The 26198-nt window shown below is 67.9% G+C and carries 14 protein-coding genes and 3 pseudogenes; 8 read left to right on the forward strand and 9 right to left on the reverse strand.

Features of this window, described 5'->3' with window-relative positions:
- Window positions 1-40: 40 nt before the first annotated feature.
- Both ABH937_RS31620 and ABH937_RS31625 read right to left on the reverse strand, forming a co-directional pair.
- Window positions 41-745 (reverse strand): zinc ribbon domain-containing protein, encoded by a 705-nt coding sequence (locus ABH937_RS31620; RefSeq protein ID WP_370220216.1) that lies wholly within the window; start codon window positions 743-745, stop codon window positions 41-43.
- A gap of 144 nt (window positions 746-889) precedes the next feature.
- A pseudogene (locus tag ABH937_RS31625) lies at window positions 890-1161 on the reverse strand (helix-turn-helix domain-containing protein); the annotation flags it as partial.
- A gap of 420 nt (window positions 1162-1581) precedes the next feature.
- On the opposite strand from ABH937_RS31625, the gene ABH937_RS31630 reads away from it, so the two are divergent.
- On the forward strand, window positions 1582-2259 hold the full coding sequence (locus tag ABH937_RS31630; protein ID WP_370147038.1) for a DUF4360 domain-containing protein: 678 nt from the start codon (window positions 1582-1584) through the stop codon (window positions 2257-2259).
- Between the two features lie 480 nt (window positions 2260-2739).
- Here ABH937_RS31630 and ABH937_RS31635 read toward each other — a convergent pair whose 3' ends face one another.
- The 4 genes and pseudogenes from ABH937_RS31635 to ABH937_RS31650 all read right to left on the reverse strand — a co-directional run bounded on the left by ABH937_RS31635 (window position 2740) and on the right by ABH937_RS31650 (window position 7207).
- Window positions 2740-2964, reverse strand: coding sequence for a transposase family protein (locus tag ABH937_RS31635; RefSeq protein ID WP_370220203.1), 225 nt, complete (start codon window positions 2962-2964; stop codon window positions 2740-2742).
- Window positions 2965-3108: 144 nt separating this feature from the next.
- A pseudogene (locus ABH937_RS31640) lies at window positions 3109-3450 on the reverse strand (IS1380 family transposase); the annotation flags it as partial.
- A 251-nt stretch (window positions 3451-3701) separates the two neighbouring features.
- A complete protein-coding gene (locus ABH937_RS31645; RefSeq protein ID WP_370220204.1) occupies window positions 3702-4622 on the reverse strand; it encodes a hypothetical protein in 921 nt (306 codons plus the stop codon).
- Between the two features lie 1598 nt (window positions 4623-6220).
- Complete coding sequence (locus ABH937_RS31650) at window positions 6221-7207, reverse strand: cyclase family protein (protein ID WP_370220205.1); 987 nt, start codon at window positions 7205-7207, stop codon at window positions 6221-6223.
- Window positions 7208-7366: 159 nt separating this feature from the next.
- Between ABH937_RS31650 and ABH937_RS31655 the strand changes: the two genes are divergently transcribed.
- The 5 genes and pseudogenes from ABH937_RS31655 to ABH937_RS31675 form a co-directional block, all read left to right on the forward strand.
- Window positions 7367-8152 (forward strand): IclR family transcriptional regulator, encoded by a 786-nt coding sequence (locus ABH937_RS31655; protein ID WP_370220206.1) that lies wholly within the window; start codon window positions 7367-7369, stop codon window positions 8150-8152.
- Between the two features lie 193 nt (window positions 8153-8345).
- Window positions 8346-9881: a sugar ABC transporter ATP-binding protein gene (locus tag ABH937_RS31660; RefSeq protein ID WP_370220207.1), complete on the forward strand. Its 1536-nt coding sequence runs from the start codon at window positions 8346-8348 to the stop codon at window positions 9879-9881.
- Window positions 9881-11014, forward strand: coding sequence for an ABC transporter permease (locus ABH937_RS31665; protein ID WP_370220208.1), 1134 nt, complete (start codon window positions 9881-9883; stop codon window positions 11012-11014). The genes ABH937_RS31660 and ABH937_RS31665 overlap by 1 nt, the downstream gene beginning before the upstream one ends.
- Before the next feature lie 91 nt (window positions 11015-11105).
- Entirely contained in the window at window positions 11106-12224 is a 1119-nt protein-coding gene (locus tag ABH937_RS31670; protein WP_370220209.1) for a substrate-binding domain-containing protein, read from the forward strand.
- A 378-nt stretch (window positions 12225-12602) separates the two neighbouring features.
- Window positions 12603-12758 (forward strand): annotated as a pseudogene (locus tag ABH937_RS31675) (ISAzo13 family transposase); the annotation flags it as partial.
- Window positions 12759-12893: 135 nt separating this feature from the next.
- Here ABH937_RS31675 and ABH937_RS31680 read toward each other — a convergent pair.
- Window positions 12894-13811: a glutaminase gene (locus ABH937_RS31680; RefSeq protein WP_370220210.1), complete on the reverse strand. Its 918-nt coding sequence runs from the start codon at window positions 13809-13811 to the stop codon at window positions 12894-12896.
- A 181-nt stretch (window positions 13812-13992) separates the two neighbouring features.
- On the opposite strand from ABH937_RS31680, the gene ABH937_RS31685 reads away from it, so the two are divergent.
- Window positions 13993-14238, forward strand: a complete 246-nt coding sequence (locus tag ABH937_RS31685; RefSeq protein ID WP_370220211.1) for a hypothetical protein — start codon at window positions 13993-13995, stop codon at window positions 14236-14238.
- 837 nt (window positions 14239-15075) lie between these two features.
- Window positions 15076-16353, forward strand: coding sequence for a hypothetical protein (locus ABH937_RS31690; protein WP_370220212.1), 1278 nt, complete (start codon window positions 15076-15078; stop codon window positions 16351-16353).
- Between the two features lie 447 nt (window positions 16354-16800).
- On the opposite strand, the gene ABH937_RS31695 is transcribed toward ABH937_RS31690, so the two are convergent.
- Together ABH937_RS31695 and ABH937_RS31700 are read right to left on the reverse strand one after the other, a co-directional pair.
- A complete protein-coding gene (locus ABH937_RS31695) occupies window positions 16801-23385 on the reverse strand; it encodes a type I polyketide synthase (protein WP_370220213.1) in 6585 nt (2194 codons plus the stop codon).
- Window positions 23386-23424: 39 nt separating this feature from the next.
- A partial coding sequence (locus tag ABH937_RS31700; RefSeq protein WP_370220214.1) for an SDR family NAD(P)-dependent oxidoreductase occupies window positions 23425-26198 on the reverse strand: 2774 nt, incomplete at its 5' end.

The raw sequence follows: 26198 nt of genomic DNA on the forward strand, positions 1-26198 counted from the left end.
CCCGCCCCCGGCGCACTTCGAAGAACCGCTGGGCCGCAGATCAGCTTAATGATCCTGTGTCAGTGGTGTCTGGTTTGAGGATGTGTTCCCACCGTGGGGCGGTAGCGTGAGCGTGCAGGTGGAATCCTGCGCCCAGTGCTGCTCCTCGCGGTCTGTGCCGGTTGGTGGGTGTGCTGATCGTCGTCACGCCCTGGTACCGATCGGCTGCGCGGGGCAGCGGGGTCCGGTCCGTGTGAGCGTGTCCCTCCCGACGCTGGCCGGCACCACCGTTGGGTCGTGCTGGGGAGGGTGTCCGGCGTCGGACGGGCGTCGGACGGGTGGGCTTGTGCCGGGTGGGTCTGGTCTTGGACCGGTCCCACCCGGTCTTGGGCGTGGGTGTGATGACCGCGCCTATTTCGAGTTTGTCCACGACCGTGCGAATGGCCATGGCCCCGCTGGTGCGGTCGGTAACGGCTTTGCTCTGGTGGGTGAGGCCGCGTGCGGCGATGCGCTTCCAGGCCCCTTGGTCGCGGTCGCCCTGCCAGCCGCACGATGGGCGCAGGGCCCATTTCCAGCCCGCGGTGGTGGGCCGGTCGGGGGCTTTGCGGTGCCGCAGCGGGGTGAGGCACCGGGGGCAGCGCTGGGAGGTGTCGCGGGCCGGGACGGTGACCACGGCGATACCCACCTCGGCTGCCACGTGTCGCATACAGTCCACGATCTGTCCGCGTACCTGTTGGGACATGCGCGTGTTGATGGTGCGGCCCATGCCCTTGGCCTCCAAGGAGCGGAGCTCTTCGACATAGATGACGCTCGCCCGGGCGGCGATAGCCTGGTCCAGCGGGCAGCGGGCAGCGGGCAGCGGGCAGCGGACCAGGCAAGCGCGTTGTTGAGGTTCGAGCGTCGGTTTGCGAAGCGGCGCCAACGAGTACGGCCAGCCGATCCGCGCGGCGATCACCGGGGCCGGCATCGTGAGCCACTCCTGCAGCAGGGCCCGCATCTGCGGCTCGTAGGCGTCCGCGAGATGCCCCCGCAGGGCTCGCTGGAACCCGGCGGCAGGTCCGCGTTCAACGCGGCCCGCACCGTGTTCCGGGCCACCCCCAGCCGCCGCGCGATCTCCTTGATGGGCACGCCCTCCGCTCGATGCAGACGGCGTATCTCGGCCCAGTCCTCCACTTTCAGCACCCTCCAGATGATCAAGGGGGGGTCAATTCTGCGGGATCACCTGGGGGTCAGTCTTACGAGAGCGGCGACACCCGCAGGCCGCTTCGCGAGCCAGAACAGCGGGCTGGCCTCCCCGCAGATCCGCAAGTCCCGCACCCTGATGAGACTTATCGGGCCACAAGAGAGACTACGGTCCGTGGCCGCCAGCAGATGAGCACCTCCATCCCGGAACCACCGCGAGTTCTGAGGTCAGACCGTGCCCCCGCTGGCCGGCCGGAAGGCCATGCCCGCTGATGGATGGCGTGCCCGCCTGTGAGTTAGGCGTGAGCGCTGGATCCATCAGGGCGCGAACGGCGCCTTCCGCGGGCCGCGCAAGGCATGGCTGAAAGTAGCGCTTCCTATCCACTCAGTGACGCCTAGAGTGAACCCAACGTCATGCACATGACATATCTGCCGAAGGGAACCCTCATGCGCCGCCTGCTCACCATCCTCGGAGCAGCCGTCCCACTGCTCGCCTCGTCCATGCTCATGGGCGGCCCCGCACAGGCGCGGGCCCTGGACAATACGCCCGGCTTCACCGTCGGCCTCGTCACGCTCAACGGCTCCGGCTGCCCGGCCGGCACGGCCAACATCGCGGTCTCGCCCGACGACACTGCTTTCACCGTGACCTACAGCAAATACCTCGCCCAGGTCGGGGTGGGCGCGTCTCCCATCGACTTCCGCAAGAACTGCCAACTCGTGGTGCAGGTCAACGCCCCGCAGGGCTTCACCTACGCGGTCGCGGAAGCCGACTACCGCGGCTACGCCTACCTGGCCAACGGCGCGAGTTCCCAGGAGCAGGCCAACTACTACTTCCAAGGCATGTCGCCGACCGCCAACGTCACGCACAGCTTCACCGGCCCGATGGACAGCGACTGGCAGGCGACCGACACCACCAGTGTCGCCTCACTGATCTGGGCGCCCTGCGGGGCGACCCGGGACTTGAACATCAACACGCAGCTCCATCTGAACGCCGGGACCTCGAATCTCAGTACCACGACCAGCTTCATGACCATGGACTCAACGGACGGCAGCCTCACTACGACCTACCACCTCTCATGGGAGCAGTGCCACCGCTGACACACATCGAGGGGCTTGTCCGGCCGGCAAAGAAGTCGTAGCCGCAACAGGAATTAGCGGCTCCCTCCAGGAGGTTTGGGCGCTCCCACCCCGGCGGGGAACACGGGGGCGGGACCGTCACCTGACGTGAGGGGCCCCGAGGTTTCCGGACAGGGATCCAATAGGATCACCCTGAACGGGAACTCGGAGCCCCTCACTCCAGGCCCTTGAGACGGTCGCGGATCGACACACCCGACGGGCCGTTGGTCACGAACGGACGCGCGATCTGCCGCAGCGGCTTACGGGGATCACTCATCGGCGGCAGCCGCTTCAAGCGCCTTCCGGGCACGGTTCCTCGCCGACCGGCGGCCGCTTGCGCCTGATGACCACACTTCTGGACCACCACCGTTACCCGGCAGGCGAGTTGGCCGCCCTCTATCACGAGCAATGGAGTGCGACACGAATTAGTGGGCAGGTCCGGGCCAGTCGGTCAGAGCTTGATCAAGTTCCGGATGCGTCCGGATTGTTGGTGATGCCCAGGAGCGGAAGTGCTCGTTCGGGGTCGTCGTCGATGCTCTTCGCGCCCGAGACGACCGCGCAGGCGCACACCAGCAGGATCGCTGTCAGTGAGTACCAACGGCCCCGCCGCGAGCGCGGGTCGGGCACCGAGTCGCGGTAGGGGCGCAGGTCAGCGACCCGGCCCGCATCCAGCGGACCCAGCTTCACCAGCGCAGCAAGGATGGGAGAAGATACAGCGGCAGGCACGGGCCACCTCACGATCATCGGGCTTCAGACACCACAATGATCATGAACCCCGTGCCTGCCTGCCGTGCGCCCCAACGCACAACCCCGGAACTTGCAACCGCCCTGCGCCAGGCGGGCGAGGAAGTCCCGGTGCACCGCATGGAGTTGGCGGTTGTGCCCGTGCGTGAAGGCGCGCAGGAAGGTGCCCAGAGTGGAGGGCGCGCGCACCCTGCAGAACAGTCGGCCCATCGCGCCGTGCCGGAGCCGGTCGTCGTCGATGGAGTCGGCCCCGGCGCACTTGGCCGCCACCAGCGTCATCACCTTCGCGGCCGGATTGGCCCCGGCGCCGCTGCCAGCGCCTTCGATGCGCAGCCTGTCGCCGACCAGGGCGGGCAGACCGGCGCGCTCGGCCAGGCGGACCAGCGGGGCCAGCCCCGCGTCCGCGATGAGATTCGGCTCGTCGAACACGACGGAGACGACCGAGACAGCGTGAGAGGATTACACCTACGAGGTGCCTTGCCGATCGTGCGTGGTAGAGCCTAGAGAACTCCCATCATCGCAGGTCGCAAGGCATCTGTTCGTTCTACGGAACCTCCCCGACAGCTATCACCCAGTGGATCCGGGCTGAACACTGGGCGAGGCAGACCCTGAGGCCGGGGCGGTGCATCGACTTCGCAAACCGCTCGTTCGACCCAGAGCTTCGCGGCATGCGCTACGGGTCACATATGTACGTTCCGGGTATGGACGTTCTGGGTTGCATTGCCGCCGGGCAGGGCATGACTACGCGCATCGGAGACGGGCCGAGGTTCCGGGCGGACGAGCTTCTGAAGCCGCTTATTGAATTGATTCACTTGGTCCAGCAGTGACATCGGTGGGTCTGCGGCGATGTGCCGCGCGAGATCTTTGGATGTTTTCTTGACCCTCGCATCCTTGGGATCCAAGCCCATCGCAGCCAAGGACATATCCAAGGCTCTTGTGGCGTCTTCCATGTTCTTCTTGTCAGCTTCCGGAGCCTTCCCAGCCGGATGGCGCCTAACGGCTGCGCTTGCCTCCATGGCTTTCCCCAGGAGATTGGCTGCCGCCCCTATTGACCTCCCGACCCGCTCCTCGTCGGCTGCGACTCGTTCCTTAACTTTGGGAAGTACGCGCTGGTTCGATGTATACCCGCCCTCGATCCGGCCGAGCTGTGCCTCAGCCTGAGTGAAGATATGTACGTAATCCTTGAGGAGCGGATCTTTTTTGGCAGAATTGATCGCTTGCAGGGCTGCAACTCCCAGCTTGTCATGACCCTTGAGGGAATCTTTATATATGTTGCTTATTTTATTTGATTCCCTTTCATTTTTTTGATACTCCCTCCGCCTTCTCCTCGCAAGATCGGCCTCTACTGCCGAATTCGCGACTCCTGCCCCCTTTAGTATTTTCCCCATTCTTTCGCGGCATTCAAGATTCCTCTCCGAAGACTTGGCCTGCCGGAGATTAAGGGCGGCTTCCAGTTCGAATCCGTAGTCTAGACGTGCACGTTCGGCCCCTGGCAATGCGTTCTCGGCCCTTGACAAGGTTTTCAGCGTTTCCAATGCTTCACAGTACGGCTTGAGGTCTGAATGCTTACCAGCCCGTTTCAAGAGGTCTGCTTCCGTCATGAATCCTGGCATCGTACACTCCGTATATGTGAAAATCCTCTCCATGATCATGGTCGCCCTCGCTCGGCACCTGCAGGGACGGGAAAAGCTTGTATTTAGATACGTAGGCAAGGGTTCAGCCGGGGTGTTTCGAAGTCCCGGTGATAATTTTGACGGATTGTTCAGGGGAATGTCCCCGACGGGCCCGGCGACCGGACACGCTGCTCGGCAGCCGAAGCCATCCTGCGACTCTGCATCCTGGCCGCCAATGGCGACCGCGACGCCTACTGGCGCGCCCACAGCCCCGCGAGCGCCTCTGCCCAGGGCTCAATCGGGAGAACTACTCCCGCACCGCTTGATCGACGTCGTCCCTCGACATGAACCGCACTCGCGAGGCTCGATCCCCTGCCGCAGCCAAGTCAGCCGACACCTCCGCCGGCGTGACGAGTAACCACGGCGCCGACACTCCGGCAAAGGTGCACGGTGCTGAACGTGTGACGAGATACGTTGCAGTCCGGCAAGTATCCATCCCGCCCGTCCGGCGCCCTCCCAGTCAGATCCCACACACGAGGGAACGGCCAGCAGCGGGTATCAGCAGCGGATCGCACCGGCATCGGCCCCACTGCGGGGATGACTCTGCGGCCCCGCGCGGGGGATCATCACCCCCATCAGGGTGATTGCGCCCTCTTCCCCGCGCAGCGTGGGGATGACCCCGTCCACCGGACCTGCTTCCCCATCTGCTGTCCTGCTCGGCTGGTGACACCTCGCCGCCTCCACGTTCGTCGAGCAGGCAGCGGGGCTGACCTTCCGTCACGGACGGCGGAGCCAGGCCCTGCAGACCGCGTTCCAGCAGCTCGCCCGGGCTCTGGCCGGCCGGGCCGGCTCTCGCCTGGCCGAGACCTTCGCGGTCCCGGTGAGCCGTTCCACTCTCCTACGGCTGATACGCGCCCTGCCGGGTCCGGCGCACGCGGTGCCGCGCGTGCTGGGCATCGACGGGTTCGCCCTGCGCAAGGGCCACGTCGCGGTCCACCGGCCGGTCGCGGCATCTGACCGGCGAATCGCCCCCGGGGCCCGTCTGGCGGGGGCGCAAACCGGGCCCCGGGGGTGCCGAACGGATCCGGCCGGCGACCCGCAGCCTAGGCCGGCCCCCGGCGCTCACGGGCAGGGTTGTCGGCGCCGATTGGAAGTGTTCGCAGATGCACGGAGTCGAGGCGTACGCCGACCGGATCCATCGCGATCGAGCAGCCAAGGTGATCATCCCCACACCGGGCTGGCACGCTGGCGACACTCTCCTGGGAGCAGGTCCACCGTCGCTGGCGGCAGCGGGGCGGGACGACACCCAGTGAGTGGCGAGGACGAGCACTAGCCGGTCATCTCCTCCGAGGCGGTCGGCGACACGCTCGAAGACCCCACCCTGCCGATGGGCTGTTCTCCAGGATCACCGCGCTGACGGTCGCCAACGGCCAGAACCCGTGGCTGGAAGGCAGCCAGCCCGCATCCCAGAGCGATCCTGGCGGACCCTGTCGACACAATGGCGCTCACGTCCTCCACCCGACCAGAGAGCTGCAGCCACTGCGCCAGGCAGCATCAACGTGTCAGATCAGACTCACAACAGGTACTTACAGCACCGCCACCGGGTTGACGGGCGAGCCCGTGCCGCCGGGGATGTTCAGCGGGGCGACGGTGAGCAGGAACTCGTACTGGCCTGCCTCCGCGCACGCCGCGGAGAGCGCTTCGAGGTCGAGATTGTCCAGCAGCGGGACGCCCATGGCGGTGATCGCGAGCGCGTGGACCGGCGAGGAGACCCCCGCGACCGGCGACGGCCGCACGTCGCTGTCGCCATCGCCGCCCAGCAGGGCGATGCCGCGGTCGGCGAGCAGCGGGAGCGCATCCACATGGAAGCCCGCGCTGGCGTTGTCCGGGTTCCAGGCGCCGAGCTCGCGGCGGCGGCGGAAGTGGCCGGAGCGCAGCAGTACGGCGTCGCCCTCGCCGATGGTGATGCCGAGCGCCTTCTCCGCGGCAAGGACGTCCTCGGCGTGCACAGCCTGTCCCGGCTCGAGCCACGCGGTGCCGAGCACGGCCGGCAGGTCGATGAGTACGCCTTTGGTGACCAGCGGGCCCAGCGTGGCGACCGCGCCGAAGCCGGCTCCGTTGGCGTTGACCACTTCGCGGGCGGTGTGGCCCGCGTACAGCTGCCCCCGGTAGGCGATGTGGGACAACGCGTCCAGGTGGCTGACGCCCTTGCCGTGGTAGTCCGCGGCGATGAAGTCCTTGTGGCAGGTGGGTTCGGGAGGTTCGATGTCGCCGAGTTCCGACATGTAGTGCAGGGCGGGTTTGCTGTTGTCCGGCCCCGGTGCGGTGTTCCAGGGCAAGGCCATCGGCACCGTGGTACCGGTGCGCACCAGGGCTGCGGCGCGCCGCACGTGGTCGGGGGTGACCCGGTTCCAGGCGCCCCGGTCGGCGGGGGACCAGCGGCCCCAGCTGCGGACGGTTTCGAAGAGAGCGTCGAACTCCTCGCGGGAGACCGGGGGGCCGTTGTCGGGGACGGCGGCTCGCCCGTCCTTGGGGGCTGTCGGGGGCGGTAGATCAGTTGGACTGCCGGTCATGCGGTGCTCAGCTCTCCAGGACTCGTCGGGGAGTTGTCGGTCGGCTTGCGGTGCGCACAGTGGCCGGTGAGCCTGCTGCGATTTCTGCGCCGGTGGCGTTGTCGTTCGACGATCCACGCAGCACAATAACAATATGCTGGATGGCGAACAGAATGGTGGGTGACGGTCCTGGTGAACGCAAGTGACCCGGGGAGCCTGGTCCCCGCGGTGACGCGGGCGGTGGCGATCCTTGACACCCTCGCCCAGGCAGAGGGCCGCCCGCAGTCCGTGAGTGACCTTGCGAGGGCGCTCGCCTTACCCAAGTCCTCGACCGGCAACCTCTGCGCCTCCCTGGAGGCGGCCGGCCTGATCGCCAGGGTCGGCTCCGGATACGGCCTGGGCCGCAAGCTGGTGGAGCTCGGCGGCCGGTACCTGTCCTCGGTCGACCAGCTCCGTGACTTCTACGAGCTGTGCCGGCGCAGCGGCCACATCTCGCACGAGACCTCCCGGGTCGCCGTCCTGGACGGCCTGGACGTGCTCTACCTCGCCCGCTACGACGGCACGCAGCCGCTTCGGCTGACCGCGAACATCGGCGACCGATTCCCAGCGCACTGCACCGCGACCGGCAAAGCGCTCCTCTCCGCGCTTGACCCCGCGGTCGCCGAGGACCGGTTGCGCAGTCGAAGCCTGACCAGGCTCAGCGAGCGGTCCGTCACCTTGGTGCCTGACCTGATGGCGGAGCTGGCGGCCACCCGGGAGCGCGGATACGCCGTCGACGACGAAGAGACGACCCCTGGCATCACCTGCCTCGCCGTGCCGGTCCGCGGCTTCCGCACCGACTCCCCCAAGTTCGCAATCAGCGTCACCGTGCTGAAGGCGCGGCTCGACGACGAGTTCCGCACGGCGCTGCTGAAGGACCTGCGGGAGATCGCCGCGGGGTTGGAGAACCCGATGCTGCCCAGCTGAGGGTGGCGGCGCGCCGCCACCCTCAGCTGGGCAGCCCACGGCGGCCGCAAGCGGGAGGCCACTTCGCTGCGGCCGCCGTGACGTCTCGGGCAATACATCCACCCGCAAGCCTTGACCATTATGCTGCGATCTGTACAGGATTCTGGTCGAGCCGGTGGAATGGCCCTCGGCTGTCAGATCCCCGGAGAAGTCCGTGCATGACGCTCCCGACGCCTTATCCACCCCGCCCCCTCTGGTGAGCATCCGCGGACTGCGCAAGCGGTTCGGTGCAACCCTCGCCCTCGCCGGTGTCGACCTCGACTTCCACAGGGGAAGCGTGCTGGCCCTTCTGGGCCAAAACGGTGCCGGAAAATCCACCATCATCAAGATTCTCGCCGGTGTGTACCGCGCGGACGCGGGCCAGGCCACCGTGGCCGGACACCCGCTCGGCACCGACGCGGCCTGCACCGAGATGTCCTTCATCCACCAGGACCTGGGACTGGTGGAGTGGATGACGGTGGCCGAGAACATCGCCCTGGGTACCGGATACCCCCGCCGCGGCGGGCTCGTCTCCTGGAAGGCGGTCCGCAAGCGCTGCCAAGAGGCGTTGGCGATCGTGGCCGGCCACCTCGACCCGGACGCGCCGGTGGCGGACCTCACGCGAGCCGAGCGCTCCATGGTGGCCATCGCCCGGGCGCTGTCCACCCGGGCCAGCCTGATCGTGCTGGACGAGCCCACCGCCAGCCTGCCCGCGGCGGACTGCGCCCGGCTCTTCGAGGCACTGCGCACCCTGCGCGACCGCGGCCACGGCATCGTCTACGTCAGCCACCGCCTGGACGAGGTCTACCAAGTCGCCGACCGCTTCGCGGTACTGCGCGACGGCCACCTCATCAGCCAGGGCCCACTGGCTGGCTTACCCCCGGCGGCCATGGTCCGCGAAATCGTCGGCCACGAGCCGCAGACCCGCCGCCCAGCACAGGAACCGAAAACCGCCGCCACGACCATGGTGCTGCGCCTGACCGGCGTCACCGTTCCCGGCGTGGGCCCGGTGGACCTGCAAGTACGCGCCGGCGAGGTCCTCGGCTTAGTCGGCCTGACCAGCGCCGGCCACATGGATCTGGGGCGCGCCCTCACCGGAACCCGACCGCTGCTGGACGGCGAGGCGCTGCTCGACGGCAAGCCCTACCGCCCCGGCTCCGTCTCCTCGGCCGTCAAAGCCGGTGTCGGCTTCGTCACCAGCAACCGCCAGGAGGAGGGCTGCGCCCTCGAACTCACCGTGCGGGAGAACTTCCTGGCCAACCCCCGCTGCGCGGGGCGGCCGGCGTTCAGTTGGATCAGCCCTCGCCGTGAACGCGACGAAGCCGCGTCCCTGGTCGAGCGGTTCGCGGTCAAGCCCGCCGACAGCGAGGCGCCGATCGCCACCCTGTCCGGCGGCAACCAGCAGAAGATCATGATCGGCCGCTGGCTGCGCACCAGCCGGCGACTGCTGATCCTCGAGGAGCCCACCGCCGGTGTCGATGCCGGCGCCAAGGCTGAGATCTACCGCCTCCTCGACGACGCGCTCGCCTCCGGACTGGCTGTCCTGCTCATCTCCACCGACTTCGAGGAAGTTGCCGACGTGTGCCACCGCGCCCTGGTTTTCGTCCGCGGAACCGTGACCGCCGAACTGTCCGGGGCCCACCTCAACACCACCGGACTCACCCACGCCGCGTCGGCGATGCCGGCGCTGACCGGAACGGCGAACGACTGATGCCCACCCCCGCTCCGGCCAACCCGCCCGCCAGCACCGTGCGCTCCGCCACCAGCCGACCGCGCGGCCGCCTCATCAGCGCCTACGGACTGCCGGCGCTGGCCATCCTGCTGCTCGTGCTGTTCTCGCTGATCCTGCCCGACACCTTCCCGACCCTTGCCAACGCCTCGTCGATCCTGTCCACCCAGTCGATCCCCGCTCTCCTCGCCCTCGGCGCGATGATCCCGATCGTCACCGGAAAGTTCGACCTGTCCATCGGCTACGGCCTCGGACTCGCCCACGTCCTGGCCATGCAGCTGATCGTCAACGAGGGCTGGCCCTGGCCGGTCGCCTGCATCGTGGTCATCGCGGGCATGGGAGTGGTCGGCGTACTCAACGGGGTGGTCGTGGAGTTCGCCAAGATCGATTCCTTCATCGCCACACTCGGCACCGGCAGCGTGCTGTACGCGATCACCGGCCAGATCACCGGCGGCGCCCGCATCGTGCCCGGCAACAGCGGCCTTCCGGCGTCCTTCACCGACATCTACGACTCCTCCTTCCTGGGCCTGCCGGTTCCCGCCTTCTACGTGCTCGCGCTCGCCGCGCTCCTGTGGGTGGTACTGGAACGGCTACCGCTGGGCCGATACCTGTACGTCATCGGCTCCAACACCCGCGCCGCCGAACTGGTCGGCATTCCCACCCGCCGCTACGGCATCTACGCCTTCGCCGGCTCCGGCCTGGTCGTCGGCTTCGCCGGTGTCCTGCTCGCCGCGCAGCAGCAGATCGGCAACCCCAGCCTCGGCATGGACTACCTGCTACCCGCCTTCGTCGGCGCCCTGCTCGGCTCCACCGCAATCAAGCCCGGGCGCGCCAACGCCGCCGGCACGGTCGTCGCCGTAGCTGTCCTCGCCATCGGCCTGGCCGGCATCGGACAGCTCGGCGCCGAGTTCTGGGCAACCCCGCTGTTCAACGGCGCGACCCTGCTTCTCGCCGTCGGCCTAGCCGGCTTCTCCGCCCGCCGCCGACTGCGCGCCGGAGCGACCGCGAGCCGCAGCACCCAGACGGCGCCGGCCCCGCCCACCGAGCCCGCAGCGATCGACGAGGCACCCGCCCGCGAGCCGCTTCCCAAGGGCCCGCGACACCGCGTTCCCTGAAGCACGGACCCACCACCCCTTTCGCCGCGACCGCGTCCTTGACCTCAAGCAGGAGCCCGTTGTGCGCCACCACCCCCCTTTCACCACAACCGTGACAGCCGCAGCCGTCCTGGCCCTGGCCGCCACCGCCCTCACCGCCTGCGCGACAGGCACGCAGGCCGGTGCCAGCGCCGACTCCGCGAAGGCCGGCTGCCCCGGCGCGCTGGCCGCTGCGAAGCAGGCGGTCAGCCAGGCCGAGAGCGTCGACGCCCCATGGTCCGGCCCGGTCACCGGCCCGACGGCGGCCGGCGGGGGAACCATCGTCTACGTCGCGCAGGACATGACCAACCCCGGCGTCTCCGGAGCCGCGCAAGGCGTCCAGGAGGCGGCCAAGGCCATCGGCTGGACCGTACGGATCATCGACGGCCAGGGCACTCCCGCCGGCATCCAGTCCGCGCTCAGCCAGGCCATCGCCATCAAGCCGTCCGGGATCGTCATCGGCGGCTTCGATCCCAGCTCCACCGCCCAGCAAACCCAGCAGGCCAACGCCGCCGGCATCCCGCTCATCGGCTGGCACGCTGTCGCCGACCCCGGCCCCAGCACCAATCCCAAGCTCTTCACCAACGTCACCACCCGCGTCCAGGACGTCGCAAAGATCAGCGCCGACTGGATCATCGCCGACTCCAACGGCCACGCCGGCGTGGCCGTCTTCACCGACGCCTCCATCCCCTTCGCCCAGAACAAGTCCGACCTGATCGACAAGGAGCTGAAGACCTGCCCGGACGTGAAGACCCTGGCGTCGGAGATCATCCCGATCTCCGACGCCGGCAACCGCACCCCGCAGGAAGCCTCCTCGCTCCTGTCCCGGTTCGGCAGCCGCTGGACCTACTCGGTCGCCATCAACGACCTGTACTTCGCCGACGCCGCACCCGCGCTGCGCGCCGGCGGCAAGCAGGGCGCGGGCACCCCGTTCAACATCGGCGCCGGCGACGGCGACCCCTCGGCCTTCCAGCGCATCAACAGCAAGCGGTTCCAGTCCGCCACCGTCCCCGAGCCGCTCATCGAGCAAGGCTGGCAGATCGTCGACGAGTTCAACCGGTCGTTCGCCGGCGAGCCGGCCAGCGGCTACGTCCCCCCGGTACACATCACCACCGCGGCCAACAGCGGCGGCAAGTCCTCATGGGACCCGCAGGGTTATCGTGAGGCTTACCTGAAGATCTGGGGCAGGTAAGGGCCGGTAGAAGAAGAAGCGTCGGTTCTCGCTGTGCGACCTGGTGGTGTGACGGGGACGCGGCACGGATGTGTCAGGGGAGGCCAAGGCGTCGTTGGCGGCGAAGTTCCAGGTGCTGTTCCCACAGGCCCAGCGTCAGCGGCGCTGACGGGGGCCGAGGTACGGGCGCTGGGGCGGCGGCAGGATCGGGCCGGTCGCGCGTGCCGCTAGGGTGCGCGAGGCAACGGTCCCACACGGCGTGAGCGAACTCGACTCCGGCCAGCCGCCGTTGGGGCGAACGCGGTGGGAGGGCGGGGACTGTAAGCGGCTGGAGGGGATGGATCCGGGCTGCTCGGGACGCCGCTGGAGCTGATGGGGTCGGACAAGCGCGGGGATCCGATGTTGCCGCTGCGCTGGACCACGGGGTCGACCCGGGCCCTGGCCGCTGAGCTAACCGCGCGGCACCGGGTCCCCACGCCGTCGGTGGGTTCCCTGCCGCCCGGGGCGGGTTTCTCCCTGCAGAGCAACGCCAAGGTGCTGGAAGACGCCCAGCACCCGGACCGGGACGCCCAGTTCCGCTGCATCAACGAGCAGGCCAGACAGAGCAGGAACTCCGCTTCGCAGCCGCCGGCGGCGGGCCAGGGGCTGTTCTCCTCGTTCGCGCAGTCCACGGTCGCGGGGACGAGGAGGTCAGAACACGGACCAGCCGGTGAGAGTGGTGAATGCGTCCAGTGCGGTGATGCCGGCGACGGAATTGCCATGCTCGTCCAGGGCCGGCCCCCAGACACAGAGTCCGCAGCGACCGGGAACAACGGCGATGATGCCTCCGCCCACGCCGCTTTTGGCCGGTAGACCCACGCGGTGGGCGAACTCGCCGGCCGCGTCGTAAGTGCCTCCGACCAGCATGACGGCGTTGATGCGCTTGGCCTCGCTGCGGGTGAGCAGACGGCTGGCGTCAGCTCGGATGCCGTGCCGAGCCAGCAGACAGGTGGCAAGCGCGAGATCTTGGCAGGTCATGGCGATGGAGCACTGCTTGACGTAGTGGTGCAGGACGGTTCGTACGGGATTGGCGAGCTTGCCGTGGTCCGCCAGCAGATGGGCGAGGGCGGCGTTGCGGTGCCCCTGACGCCGCTCGGAGGCGGCGACGCGGGAGTCGAAATCGAGGGCGGGGTTGCCACTCTCGGCGCGCAGGAAGTCTCGCAGGGCTCCGCTGGCGTCGCCGGTCAGGGTCTGCAGACGGTCAGTGACGACCAAGGCGCCGGCGTTGACGAAGGGGTTGCGCGGGATGCCTCGCTCGCGCTCCAGCTGGGCGAGGGAGTTGAACGGGGAACCAGAAGGCTCCTTGCCGACGCGCTGCCACAGCGCGTCGCCGTCCGCAGCCAGGACCAGCGCGAGAGCGAAGACCTTGGAGACGGACTGGATAGAGAACGGCACCCGCCAGTCCCCGGTGCCGTGGACTGGTCCGGTGGTATCGACGTGGGCGACCGCGAACCCGAAGGCGGTGGCATCGACTCGGGTCAGCGCCGGGATGTATGAGGCGACCGTGCCGGCAGTGGAAACCTGCCGGGCGGCTTGGGAAATCCTGTCGAGCACGGTCAGATAGTCCATGAGTTCTCCCCTGCGGTCCGACGTCGTTGTCAGGGCAGGGTCAAGGATGCGCGCGTTAGCGGAACTGGGGAAGACGCATCCCTCCACCAGTAAAGTAACTGAGAGAACATCAGAACCCGAGAGAGTTGTACGCCCAGGTGAGACCAGCTGACAGGCCTGCTCCCCACACCGGCGGCAACGGGTGAGCAGTCGCAAGCTCAAATCACCGATCTCCCACGAGGCCGTCCTGGACGTCCTGCCCGCCCCGAGCCTGCCGGACGACCTGTTCTCGGCGATCGTCGCGCTCACCCCATGGCCCGACGCCGCCCGCAGCGCGTTCACCGCCCTGTACGAGCTGCTGATCGCCCACCCCGTCGGCATCGCAGCCCTCCCGCCCACCCGATTCCCCTTTCTTACCGGGAACACCGAGGCAGGACGGTCACCGTAGTGTGGTACGGGTCAGCAAGCTCGGCCACCAGCACATCACCCTGGTCGCCATGCAGACGACTGACCCAGCCTCAACTGAGCGTCTTGCCGCGGCGCCCGTTGCGAAACGCGGTACGGGTGTCGGTGTGCTCGTTCCACTGGGCGCCGATCCGAGCCGAAGCCTCGTCCATCGTTGAACTGGCCGTTCACCTCGGAGAGTTGTACGGTTGCCGACTCGTGCTCAGGGAGCATGAGCCCCGCGCAGGCGTGCACCCATTAGCGAACCGGCGCACACCTCAACTGTGATCGGCTACACCACACAGCGGCAACACCATTGCGTTTGGCCCTCTGGATCCGGTTGGTTGGCGCTGTTGCTGCACCGTGGCCTGTGCGCTTACGCCTGGCGGCCGCAGTGGGTTGGTCACCGAGCTGGTCGTTGACGATCGGACTGCCTGGGAGTCAGCGGGCACCAACTTGTGCTCCGTCCTGGTGATCGTGGCGCTGGTGACGGCCGTTGCTTCTGTTCTGCCCTGCGGTATACAGCACGCGGGCGGGAGGCCGCCCCGATCGCCATAATCTCGCAGCGCGCGTTCCGCCGGCATCGGTCGGGATGTTCTTTGCTGAGTCCGGTGCCATCGGCGCGGGGGCCGACGCGCGGACCTGACCGGCACCACCCACGGGCAGGAACAAAGCGACCTTCGTCGGTATCAGCGCCCGCAGTTTTCCCGATGGAACCGTTGAAGGGGGTGCGTATATTCGACCAGGAAAGGTGGGAGCCTGCCAGTGGTGTCGGAAGTTACATGCCGGGCTAGGAATCAGCTGAGTCTTCTGGCCGGGCTGTTGAGGCCATGCGGGATATGTGAGGTTTGACATGCCATTCGATCCAGCCGACCCAGATTTCATGCAGCGATACTCGCGACACGTCGATTCCCTGTTCAATGAATTGAAGGTGTCACATGAAAACCCGGACACCAAACAGCGGCTCGATCTGATACCCAGGAATAAGGTGCAGGAATTTTGTGAGCGCACAATGGGCTTCATTAATAATGAGATGGCAGAGTATGGGTATGTTCCGGGGGGTGTAAAATTTGGCGCGACAGGAGCCAGCAGTGCTGATTTTGACCCGTCCGAGTGGCGCACGACTGTCGATGAGCGACTCTTGAAGTCGCCCATGCGTGAAACTCGCGGGCAAGACCTCGCGATAACACTTCTTCACGAAGGGGGAGAGCACAAGAGACAGTACAGCTCGATTGCGAAACATCTTGTGCATGAGTTTCCAAATGCACCCGATGGCGACATTCAGAAGATGCTGACGAGGGCTTCTGGGATTTCCCTGCCGGGCCTCGAACTGCCGGGAGACACCTTCCCGATGCCGGTCATCGCTGCGGCGCGAGCCAATCAGGCGACAGTCTCTCAAAAAGAGCTGGACGAGGGCAAGGTGTTCTACGACGTAAAATACGCCAAATTCAAAGAAAAGTACGGGCTTGAGCCCCAGCTACTTCCTCCGCAAGATGTAACCCAGCTGGACGGCCAGGCTCGCGTAAACTCGAACCTACGTACGGCCAGGACGACACTGAACGCCGTGGAAGCCGATATTCTCAAGTTTAATGAGGATCCTCCGACGTCCCTGCCGCCGCGGCCGAGCGATGTGCAATTCATGGGATCATATGCGGCGATGGAGAACATCGCTAAGGTGCGAGGCACCGCAAATATCGATTTCCTTGGGGCATATCAAATACACCTCGCCGAAAGGAAGGCAAGCGCAGAAATATACCACACGGCGGCTTTCAATGAATATAAGAACTCTCCGATGGAGGCACCAGCTCACGTCGTGCAGGCCAAAATTTCGGCTGTCATGAAAAGGCCAGACTCTGTAAATCTAAGTATCGAAAGCCCGAAACGGTGGACCCAAAAGGCACTTGACCAGCATATGCGGAAGGGCTGGGGCGACATGATGCCAAGAACCGAGCTGCTTCGCCAAACGGCGTCGAGCCTTCGGCCTGCGCCGCCGCCTCCTCCGCCCAGGGCCCAAGCGCAACCTAAGCCGTCACAATCCCAGCCGCCATATTCCCGACCCTTGCCTCCTCGACCCGTCCAAGACTCGACGCGCCATCCCCAGCAGCCGAACCAGCGATGACGGTGTTGCCATGGTCGTACCCGACGTCGCGTTACGGACCCGAGGCCGGACGGCCGTCCGGTCAGGGGCGTTTCAAAGTCCTGGTGAGCTCGTGAGTCCGCAGGTCATGGCGATGCAGGTGTCCGGATCGGAACGTCACGAATGCATCGAAGCTCCGGTTGAACGGGGTGACCTTCCCAAGTCGCCCTGAACCGCCGGAGCTTCGATGTGCCGCCAGTTCCCCACCGTCTGTCTGGCCAAGTCGCCCGCTCTGGACAGCATGGCGGCGGCATTGTCGCTGCCAGCCAACGGAACATCCCAGCAGCGTCTCGCCCGCGTGATACGGAAGTTCGGCATCGTCGGCACCCACATGCGGGGCGTGGAGTACATCGAGAACCAGAAGCACCCGTCTGACCGTCACCTCTCAGGTGCAGAAGCCTCCGGCGCGCCGCGCTTCCGGTTCGAGGATCACGTTCCCGCCGGGCCCGAAGGCGGGGGTTGTCTGCGAAGATCACGGGCTGGCGGTGTCAGGTCGAGGTCGGTCTCGAGAGGTGTGGGCGGGTACTGGACGGGTGTGGCCACCGGTACGGGTTGTGCGTCGGCCTTCGGGAAGTAGCCGGCACGCAGGAAGAAATCCACGTATCTACTGAACAGTTCGCGACCGATCACCGGGCATTCGATCCCGGTGCCGGCCAGTGCGTGGTGCGTCTCCGCCACGTCCAACAATGGGTAGGGCGCCTGGCCGTCTCCGGCCATAAGGTCTTCGAAAGTGTCGAGCAACGGGATCATCGCGTTGGCGTGGTCGGACCGTACCAGGTCTCGCCACGAGTCCCAGTCCAGCTCGCGCAGCGGGTACCCGAAGGCGCGCAGGTGGTGGACGAATTCGGCGAAGGCCTGGTTCTGCGGGTTGTAGAGGTGGAACGTCCGGCCTGCGGCCTCCTCCTTGGAGGCGAGCGCTACGATCGCAGCGCTGACGTAGTCCGCCGGCACCATGTGGAAGGTTCCGGCGAGCCTGTTGGGCACCGCGTCCGCTTGGAGTAGGCCTTTGAGACTCCGCCAGACGAAGCCTTGCGTGTGGCAGGCTCCGCTGCGCTGGTCGCCGCTGACGATGTCCGCCCGGTACACCGATACTGGCAGTCCCCGGTCGCGGGCGAGTTCGATGACCTGCTCGGCCACGCATTTGCTCTGTACGTAGCCGTTCCACAGGGAGTCGGCGGGCCCTATCGGTTCGGATTCCTTGACGGGCGCACCATCGGTGAGCGGGTTAGGGAAGACTCCGGTCGTCGACACGAAGTGCACTGGAACAGTTCGGTGTCGGGCGGCCAGCTGCAGTACCCGTTGTGTGCCGGTCACGTTGGCCTGCCTGAGTTCCGTGTAGGGCATCAACCAGTTCACCACCGCGCCGGCGTGGTAGATGACGTCGATGCGGTGTGCCAGGTCGTCGAATCCGGCTTCGGTCAGGCCCAGTCGCGGCTTGGTGATGTCACCGACGATGACTGAGAGCCGATCCGGGTCGATCTCGTCCAGGAGTTCGTACCACTCCAGGTTGTCGCGGAGTCGGCGGACTGCGTGGGCCGCGTCGCTCCCGCGCACCAGGCAGTGCACCCGGGCTGTGGTCGACTTCATCAGGTCGCGCAGGAGGAAGGCCCCGAGGAATCCGGTGCCACCGGTCAGGAGGATCTCGCGAGGGTCGGTGGCCACCCGAGTGACTTCCTTGGCCGGGCGTATGTCATCGGCGAGCTGGACTTCTGCGGCGAAGTCCACCGCTGTGCGGGGCGGTGTCGTTTCCTGGGGCCCCGTCGCGACCAGCTTGGCGCATAGGTGTTGCGTCAAGGCGGCTGGGGTCGGATGGTCGAAGACCACCGAGGCCGGTAGCCGCACACCTGTAACGGCGTTGAGCCGATTGCGTAGTTCGACCGAGGTGAGCGAGTCGAAGCCCAGTGCGGAGAAAAGCTGGTCCGTGTCGATGACGTTGGCGGCCTTGTGGCCGAGCACCTGTGCGATCTCCTCGCGGACGACTTCGAATATGGCATCCCGTTGCTGTGGTTCGGGCAGCCCCTCCAGGCGTTGTGCCAGTGACATCGTCTCGTCGACGGTTGATCGGGCGTGGGGCCGCGATGTGGTGCGTGCCAGGGCGCTGAGCATGAGCGGGACTTGGCCGTGCTGGGCACGCACGGCGGACACGTCCAAGGGTGCGGCCGTGAGCGCGGCCTGGTTGAGGGTGAGCGCGGCGTCGAGTAGCCACGGGCCGTCGTTCTCGGTGACCGGCAGCAGTCCGGTGCGGGCGATTCGCTTCAGATCGGCGTCGGTGAGTTTTCCTCCCAGGCCGCCTGCCGTGGCCCACAGGCCCCATGCCAGTGAGGTCGCGGGCAGTCCTTGTGCGGCGCGGTGCTGGGCGAGTGCGTCGAGGAAGGTGTTGGCCGCGGCGTAGTTGGCCTGGCCAGGGCCGCCGAGTATGCCGGCGATGGAAGAGAACAGGACGAATGCCGACAGGTCGTGGTCGTGTGTGAGCTCGTGCAGGTTCCACGCCGCGTGCACTTTGGGGCGCAGGACGGCTGCCAGTCGCTCGGGGCTCAGGGTTGTGATCACACCGTCGTCGAGGACGCCGGCGGTGTGCACGATCCCGGTGAGTGGGTGGTCGTCGGGGATGGTGGCGAGCATTGCTCTGAGTGCGTCGCGGTCGGCGACGTCGCAGGCGGTGACGGTGACCGTGGCGCCGAGTTCGCTGAGTTCGGCGGCTAGTGCGGCCGCGCCGGGGGCGGCTGGGCCCCTGCGGCTGGCGAGCAGCAGGTGGGAAACGTGGTGTGTGCGGATGAGGTGGCGGGCGAACAGGGCGGCGAGCGCGCCGGTGCCGCCGGTGATCAGGACGGTGCCGCCGGGGTGCCACGGGGTGGTGGTGGGGTCGTTGGCGGGCGGCGTAAGCCGGGCCAGGCGGGGTACGAAGGCGGCGCCGTTGCGGATGGCGACTTGTGGTTCGCCGGACTCGACGATTGAGGCGAGCGCCGCCGATGACGCCGGGTCCTCGTCGAGGTCGACCAGGATGATGCGGCCGGGCGTCTCCGACTGCGCCGAGCGCAGCAGCCCCCAGATCGGTGCGGCAACCAGGTCGGATACGCCGGCGTGCTGGTCAGCCCCCTTGCCGGTGGAGACTGCGCCCCGGGTCACGACGATCAGGGGGGTGTCGGTGGCCCGGTCGTCCGACAGCCATGACTGTGCGAGCGTGAGCGCCTGCTGGGTCGCGTCCTGCGCGCGGTGTGCCACGTCGCCGCCGGGTGTGAAGGTGAACGGGGCGATGAGGGCGTCGAACGGGAGGGGCGGGGTCAGGGCGGCGTCGGTGTCGCTGAAACGCTGACTGTCGGTGAGGCCGATGGCGTCGCGGTCGTCGCAGCCGGTGTCCAGCAGCGCCCATGTGGTGGTGCCGCTCGAGTCAGCCGGGGTGATCGGGTTCCAGGTGATCTGGAACAAGGCGTCGTGGGGGCGTGCTTGTGCTTTGGTGATGTCGTCCTGAGTGAGCGGGCTGGTGAGCGCGGCGTCGATGGAGGCGACCGGCTGGCCGCAGGGGTCTGCGATGCGCACCGACAGTGCGCCGTCGGTTCGAGGGGTGATCCGGACGCGGACGGTGGAGGCGCCCAGCGCGTGTAGGCGCACTCCACGCCACTGGGTGAAGACTTCGGTCTTGCCGGTGGCGGGGGCGGTTGCGTGCAGGGCGGTATCAAGCAGCGCGGGGTGCAGTCCGAAGCCGTCGGCTGCGGTGTCTTCGGGCAGGTGGACCTCGGCGAACAGTTCGCCGTCACGGCGCCAGAGCGCGGACAGGCCTTGGAATGCCGGGGCGTTGGAGGAGCCGGCGGCCGTTTCGCCGTCGTGTACTGGATCGAGTGCCTCGGCGCCCGGCGGCGGCCATGCGCCGAGCTCGAAGGGTGCCGCGCGCCCACCGGGACTGATGGAACCAGATGCGCATGTGATCCAGGCCGGGTGGTCGTCCTCGTTTCCCGTGTGCACGGTGAACGCGCGCGTACCGGTCTGGTCCGGGGGGCCGACGGTGATTTGGATCTGCAGGTGGGTGCGTTGGGGCAGCACGGTGGGACGTCGCACGACCAGCTCGTCCACGACGGTGCATCCGAGTTCGTCGCCCGCCTTGATCACCATGTCCAGCAGTGCGGACGCCGGAAGCACCGGGGCACCGAAGAGGGGATGCTCGCAGAGCCACGGGGCTAAGTGCGCTGACAGGCGGCCGGTGAACACCGTCTCGTCGCGACCGGCCACCTCGAGCGCTGAGTCCAGCAAGGGGTGGATGCCGGGTCGCCCGCTGTGCCCCGTTCCTTCGGCTCCGGTGGCGTCCAGCCAGTACCGTTTCCGCTCGAATGCGTAGCTCGGCAGGTCCACCTGTCGGGCTTTCGTCGGAGCGAAGAACGCCCTCCAGTCAACGGGGACCGCGCTGCTCCAGAGCCGGCCCAGGGCTGAGACCACGCCATGGGGCTCGGGCTGCCTTGAGTGGACGGCGGCGAGCGACACGACGGGGCCGTGGTCGGCGGCGCAGTCGTCGACCATGGCCGAGAGCACCTGGGCTGGGCCCAGTTCCAACGTGGTGGTCACATTCTGCGCGGCGAGGGTGCGGACCGCGTCGAGGAAGCGGACCGGCTGTCGCACCTGGTTGATCCAGTACTCCGCGGAGCGCAGCTCCTCGTCGGAGGCGAGTTGGCCGGTGACCGTGGAGACGATAGGGATGCTCGGCGCGTTCAGCGTCACGCTGCGCACGATCTGACCGAATTCCTCGAGCATCGGGTCCATCAGTGGCGAGTGGAAGGCGTGGCTGACCGGCAGTTGCTTGGTTGCCCGGCCCCAGGAGCGTACGGTGGACGCGATCTGGTCGACCGCGTCGGCCTCTCCCGACACCACGGTGGAGGACGGGCCGTTGACCGCGGCAAGGCTTACAGAACCCTTGTGGCGGGCGATCAGGGGTTGGACCTCCTTGGCTTCGGCTTGAAGCGCCACCATCGCCCCGCCGGCGGGTAGTTCCTGCATCAATCTGCCTCGGGCGGTGACTACGGCTACCGCGTCCGCGAGGGTCAGAACGCCTGCGATGTGGGCGGCGGACAGCTCTCCGATCGAGTGGCCGGCCAGGAAGTCGGGCCGTACGCCCCATGACTGGAGCAAGTGGGCCAGCGCCACCTCGAACGCGAACAGCGCGGGCTGGGCGTACACCGTCTCGTTCAGCTGGTCGCCTGCCGTGATCACATCGCGCAGGGGGCGGTCCAGGTACGGGTCGGCGTGGGCGCACACCGCGTCGAACGCCTCCTGGAATGCGGGAAACGCCTGGTGTAGTTCCAGGCCCATCGCCCGTCTCTGGGCGCCCTGACCGGTGAACAGGAATCCCAGCTTGCCCGCGCCCGGCCCACTCGGCGCCACCGTGCTGGCGGGCTCATCCATGGTGAGGGAGCGCATAGCGTCCAGCAGGGCGTCGCGGTCCGAGCCCACCGCCGCGGTCCGGTGTGCCAGCCCCGCCCGGCTGGTCGCCAGCGAGTAGGCGATGTCTTGGGCCGACAGCTGGGGGTGCTCCTCGACGAAGGAGACCAAGCGGTCGGCCTGGGCACGCAGGCCGCTGGCGGTCCTGGCCGACAGCACCCACGGCATGACCGGCAGCGGTGTGGGGGCGGGCTCCTCGGCGGCCTGCGCCGAGGGCGCCTGCTCCAAGATCACGTGCGCGTTGGTGCCGCTCACCCCGAAAGCGGACACCGCGGCCCGGCGCGGCCTGTCCCTCTGGGGCCAGGGCCGCTGCTCGGTGAGCAGCTCCACCGCGCCCGCTGACCAGTCGACCAGGGGCGTCGGCTGGTCGACGTGCAGGGTCTTGGGGAGCACGCCGTGCCGGATGGCCTGGACCATCTTGATGACGCCGCCCGCGCCGGCGGCGGCGACCGTGTGTCCGATGTTGGACTTCAACGAACCCAGCAACAGCGGGCGCTGCGCTGGGTGGGCCGCTCCGTAGGTGGCCAGCAGCGACTGCGCCTCGATGGGGTCGCCGAGCCGGGTGCCGGTGCCGTGGGCCTCGACCGCGTCCACCTCGGACGCCTCCAGCCTGGCATCGGCGAGCGCCTGACGGATCACGCGCTCCTGGGACGGGCCGTTGGGCGCGGTGAGTCCGTTGGAGGCCCCGTCCTGGTTGACGGCTGACGCCCGAAGCACGGCCAGCACCTGGTGCCCGTTGTGCACAGCTTCGGAGAGCCGCTCGATCAGGAGCAGGCCCACGCCCTCCGACCAGCTGGTGCCGTCGGCCGCGGCGGCGAAGGACTTGCATCGGCCGTCCGCGGCCAGTCCGCGCTGGCGGGAGAAGTCGACGAAGCCACCGGGGGTCCCGTAGATCGTCACGCCGCCGGCCAGGGCGAGCGCCGACTCACCGCTGCGCACGGACTGTGCCGCGAGGTGCAGGGCCACCAGGGACGATGAGCATGCGGTGTCCATGGTGATCGCGGGGCCCTGGAATCCGAACGTGTAGGAGAGGCGGCCGGACACCACGCTGCTGAGCTTGCCGGTCATCAGGTAGCCCTCGAGTTCGGCGGGCCCCTGTAACCCGAGATAGGTCTGCTCCACCGCCCCGACGAAGACTCCGATGTTGGCGCCGGTCAGCGATGTCGGGTCGATTCCGGCGTGCTCGAAGGTCTCCCAGGCGGTCTCGAGCAGGACCCGCTGCTGGGGGTCCATCGAGAGCGCCTCACGCGGGGAGATGCCGAAGAACGGGGCGTCGAATTGCGTCGCCCCATCCAGGAAACCGCCTTCACGGGTGTACGACGTGCCGGGTGTGTCGGGGTCGGCGTCGTACAGTCCCTCCAGGTCCCACCCGCGGTCGGCGGGGAACAGCGAGATGGCGTCGCGGCCCTCGACGACCAACTGCCACAGGTCGTCGGCCGATCGCACCCCGCCGGGAAACCGGCATGCCATCCCCACGATGGCGATCGGCTCCGCTCGTCCGGACTCCAGCTCCGCGATGCGGTGACGAGCCCGTTGCAGGTCGGCCGTGACCCACTTCAAGTAGTCGGCCAGCTTCTTCTCATCTGCCATGTCAGAGCTCGCATCTGATCGGGCCGGCAGCGCAGCGCATCAGTTCTCCGCGCGGCCGAGTTCGTTGTCGATGAAGTCCAGGAGTTCCTCGGTCGAGGCCGAGTCGAGTGGGCTCGCCGAGTCGGAGCTGTCAGGCGTTCCCGGCGCCTCCATCCAGCGCGACAAGATGGTCTGGAGGCGCAGGGTGATCGTTGCGCGTTCGCCGTCGTTGTCGGATACCGCTGTCAGGGCGGTCTCCAGCTTGTCCAGTTCGGCTAGGACCGGGGACTGCGGTTGTGCCCGGCCCTCGGTGGACATGACCGCGTTGAGCAGGAACTCAGCGAGAGCCATCGCAGTCGGGTGGTTGAACACGACGGTCGCCGGTAGCGAAACCCCACTGACCGCGCTCAGCCGGTTGCGAAGCTCGACGGCGGTGAGCGAGTCGAACCCGAGCTCCTGGAAAGTGCGTTGGGCGTCGACCGCGTTCGGATCACGTAGGCCGAGCACGACGGCCGCTTGGCCGCGCACCAGCTCGAGAACAACCTCCAGCTGCTGGACGTCGGGCATCCCGGACAGCTGCCGGAGCAGCGATATACCGTTGTCAGCCGCGGTCTTGGCCAAGCGGGGGCCATCTCTTGGGACCAGGGTCCGCAAGAGGGGCGCAATCCGTGGGCCGGCCCGTACGGCCGCGAGGTCCAACGGTGTAGCGATCAGGGCGGGCCCGGCGACCTCGAGCGCGGCGTCGAACAGCGCCAGGCCTTCCCCCGTGTCCACTGGGACGAACCCCTCGCGGGCGAAGCGGGAGCGGTCTGCTTCGGTCAGCTCCGCGTTGATCCCGCCTTCGATGTCCCACAGCCCCCACGCCAGCGATGTCGCGGGCAGGCCCTGTGCCCGGCGGTGGAGTGCCAACCCGTCGAGAAAGGCCCCGGCGGCGGCGTAGTTCCCCTGCCCGCGACCGCCGAACACGCCGACGACCGAGGAGAACAGCACGAAGGCCGACAGGTCGTCTGAGCGGGTCAGGTCGTGCAAGTGCCAAGCAGCGTCGGCCTTGGGACGCAGCACCGCATCCAGCTGGTCGGGGGTCATCGCCGGGAGCAGGTCGTTGTCCAGGATGCCCGCGGCGTGCACGATCCCGGTCAGCGGGTGCTCGGCGGGCACATCGGCGAGCAGCGCCTGGAGGGCGGTGCGGTCGGCGACGTCGCAGGCGGCGATGCGCACCGTTGCGCCGAGCTCGGCGAGTTCGGCGCACAGCCGACCGGCTCCGTGCGCCTGGTCGCCATGTCGGCTGGCCAGCAGCAAGTGACGGGCGCCGTGCGCGAGGACAAGGTGACGGGCCAGGATCGCGCCTAGGGCGCCGGTACCGCCGGTGATCAGCACCGTTCCTTCTGGCTGCCACGTTCGGGTCGACCCGCCGTCCGCTGGGGCGGTGACCCGGTTGAGTCGGGGTACCAGGGGCTTGCCGTCGCGGATGGCGGCCTGCGGCTCATCCGAGGCGACCACGCGCGACAGCAACGCCGGTGCCACCTGATCGGTGTCGGCGTCCACGAGTACGATCCGGCCCGGGCTCTCCGACTGCGCCGACCGGAGCAGGCCCCAGAGTGCCGCCGCGTCGAGACGGGGCATGTCCTCCTCCCCCGTGGCCACCGCGCCTCTGGTGACGATCACCAACCGGGTGCCGGCCAGTCGGTCGTCGGCCAGCCATTCCCGCAAGAGGGCCAGGCCCGTCCTGGTCGCCTGGTGCACGCCGTCGACGATGCCGGTGTCGGCGCTGGCGGGTTCCTGGTCAACGAGGATGACCTGAGCGGATACACCGGACTCGACAGCCCGACCGACGGCCGAGAGGTCGTCGTACCGCGGGATGCCGAGTTCCTCGTCCAGGAGGCGCCCGACAGCGACCCATGCCGTAGGCCTGGGGGACTGTCCGACGCCGGCGAGGGGGATCCAGGTGACGTGGTGGAGCGCACGCAGGGGCCCGGGCCCACCGATGAGGTCGGCCGGTTTCGCCTCGCGCAGGACCACCGACTCGACGCTCGCCACGAGCGACCCGTCCAGATCGGTCAGGAGCAAGGACACGGTGTTCGCATCGACGGGGGTGGGTCGGACACGCACTGCGGTGGCACCAGGAGCGTGCAGCCGCACGCCACGCCACTGGACCGCCAGCGGCGGGCCGGCCATGGTCAACGCTTCGGCCGCCACCGTCACAGCGTCCTGCAGGAGCATCGGGTGCAGGCCGAACCGCGCGGTGTCCGCGGCGAGCTCCTCCGGAAGCCGGACCTCGACAGCAGCGGCGAGATCCTCCGGCGCGGGAACGGGGACACCGCTCACGTCACTCCCGTCACCGAGCGCTCCGGTGGCCACCTTCGCCCACTCGTGCATGCCCGTCTCCGGTCGGGCATGCACGGTGACCGGACGCCTCCCAGCACCGTCCGCTTCACCGACCCGTATCTGGATCGGCACCTCGCCTGTGCCCGGCACCGCGAGCTGGATGTACACGGTCAGTTCTTCCAGAACCGGGCTGCCCACGTCGCTGCCCGCCCTGATCACAGCCTCGACCAGCGCGGATGCCGGCAATACGACGCTGTCATACAGCGTGCATCCGGCCAGCCAGGGGTGGGTCTGAAGGGAGAGGTGACCGGTGAACAGCACTTCATCGCCGCCGGCCACCTCCACCGCAGGCCCCAGGAGAGGGTGGTCCGAAGGGCCGGAATGGGCCGCGTGCGATGCGGTCGCCGACGATTCCAGCCAGTAGCGTTCGTGTTGGAATGGGTAGGTGGGTAGGTCGACCCGGTGGGCGCCGGTCCCGGCGAAGACGGTGTTCCAGTTGGTGTCGGTGT

Source organism: Kitasatospora sp. GAS1066B (assembly GCF_041262605.1).
Lineage (GTDB): Bacteria > Actinomycetota > Actinomycetes > Streptomycetales > Streptomycetaceae > Kitasatospora.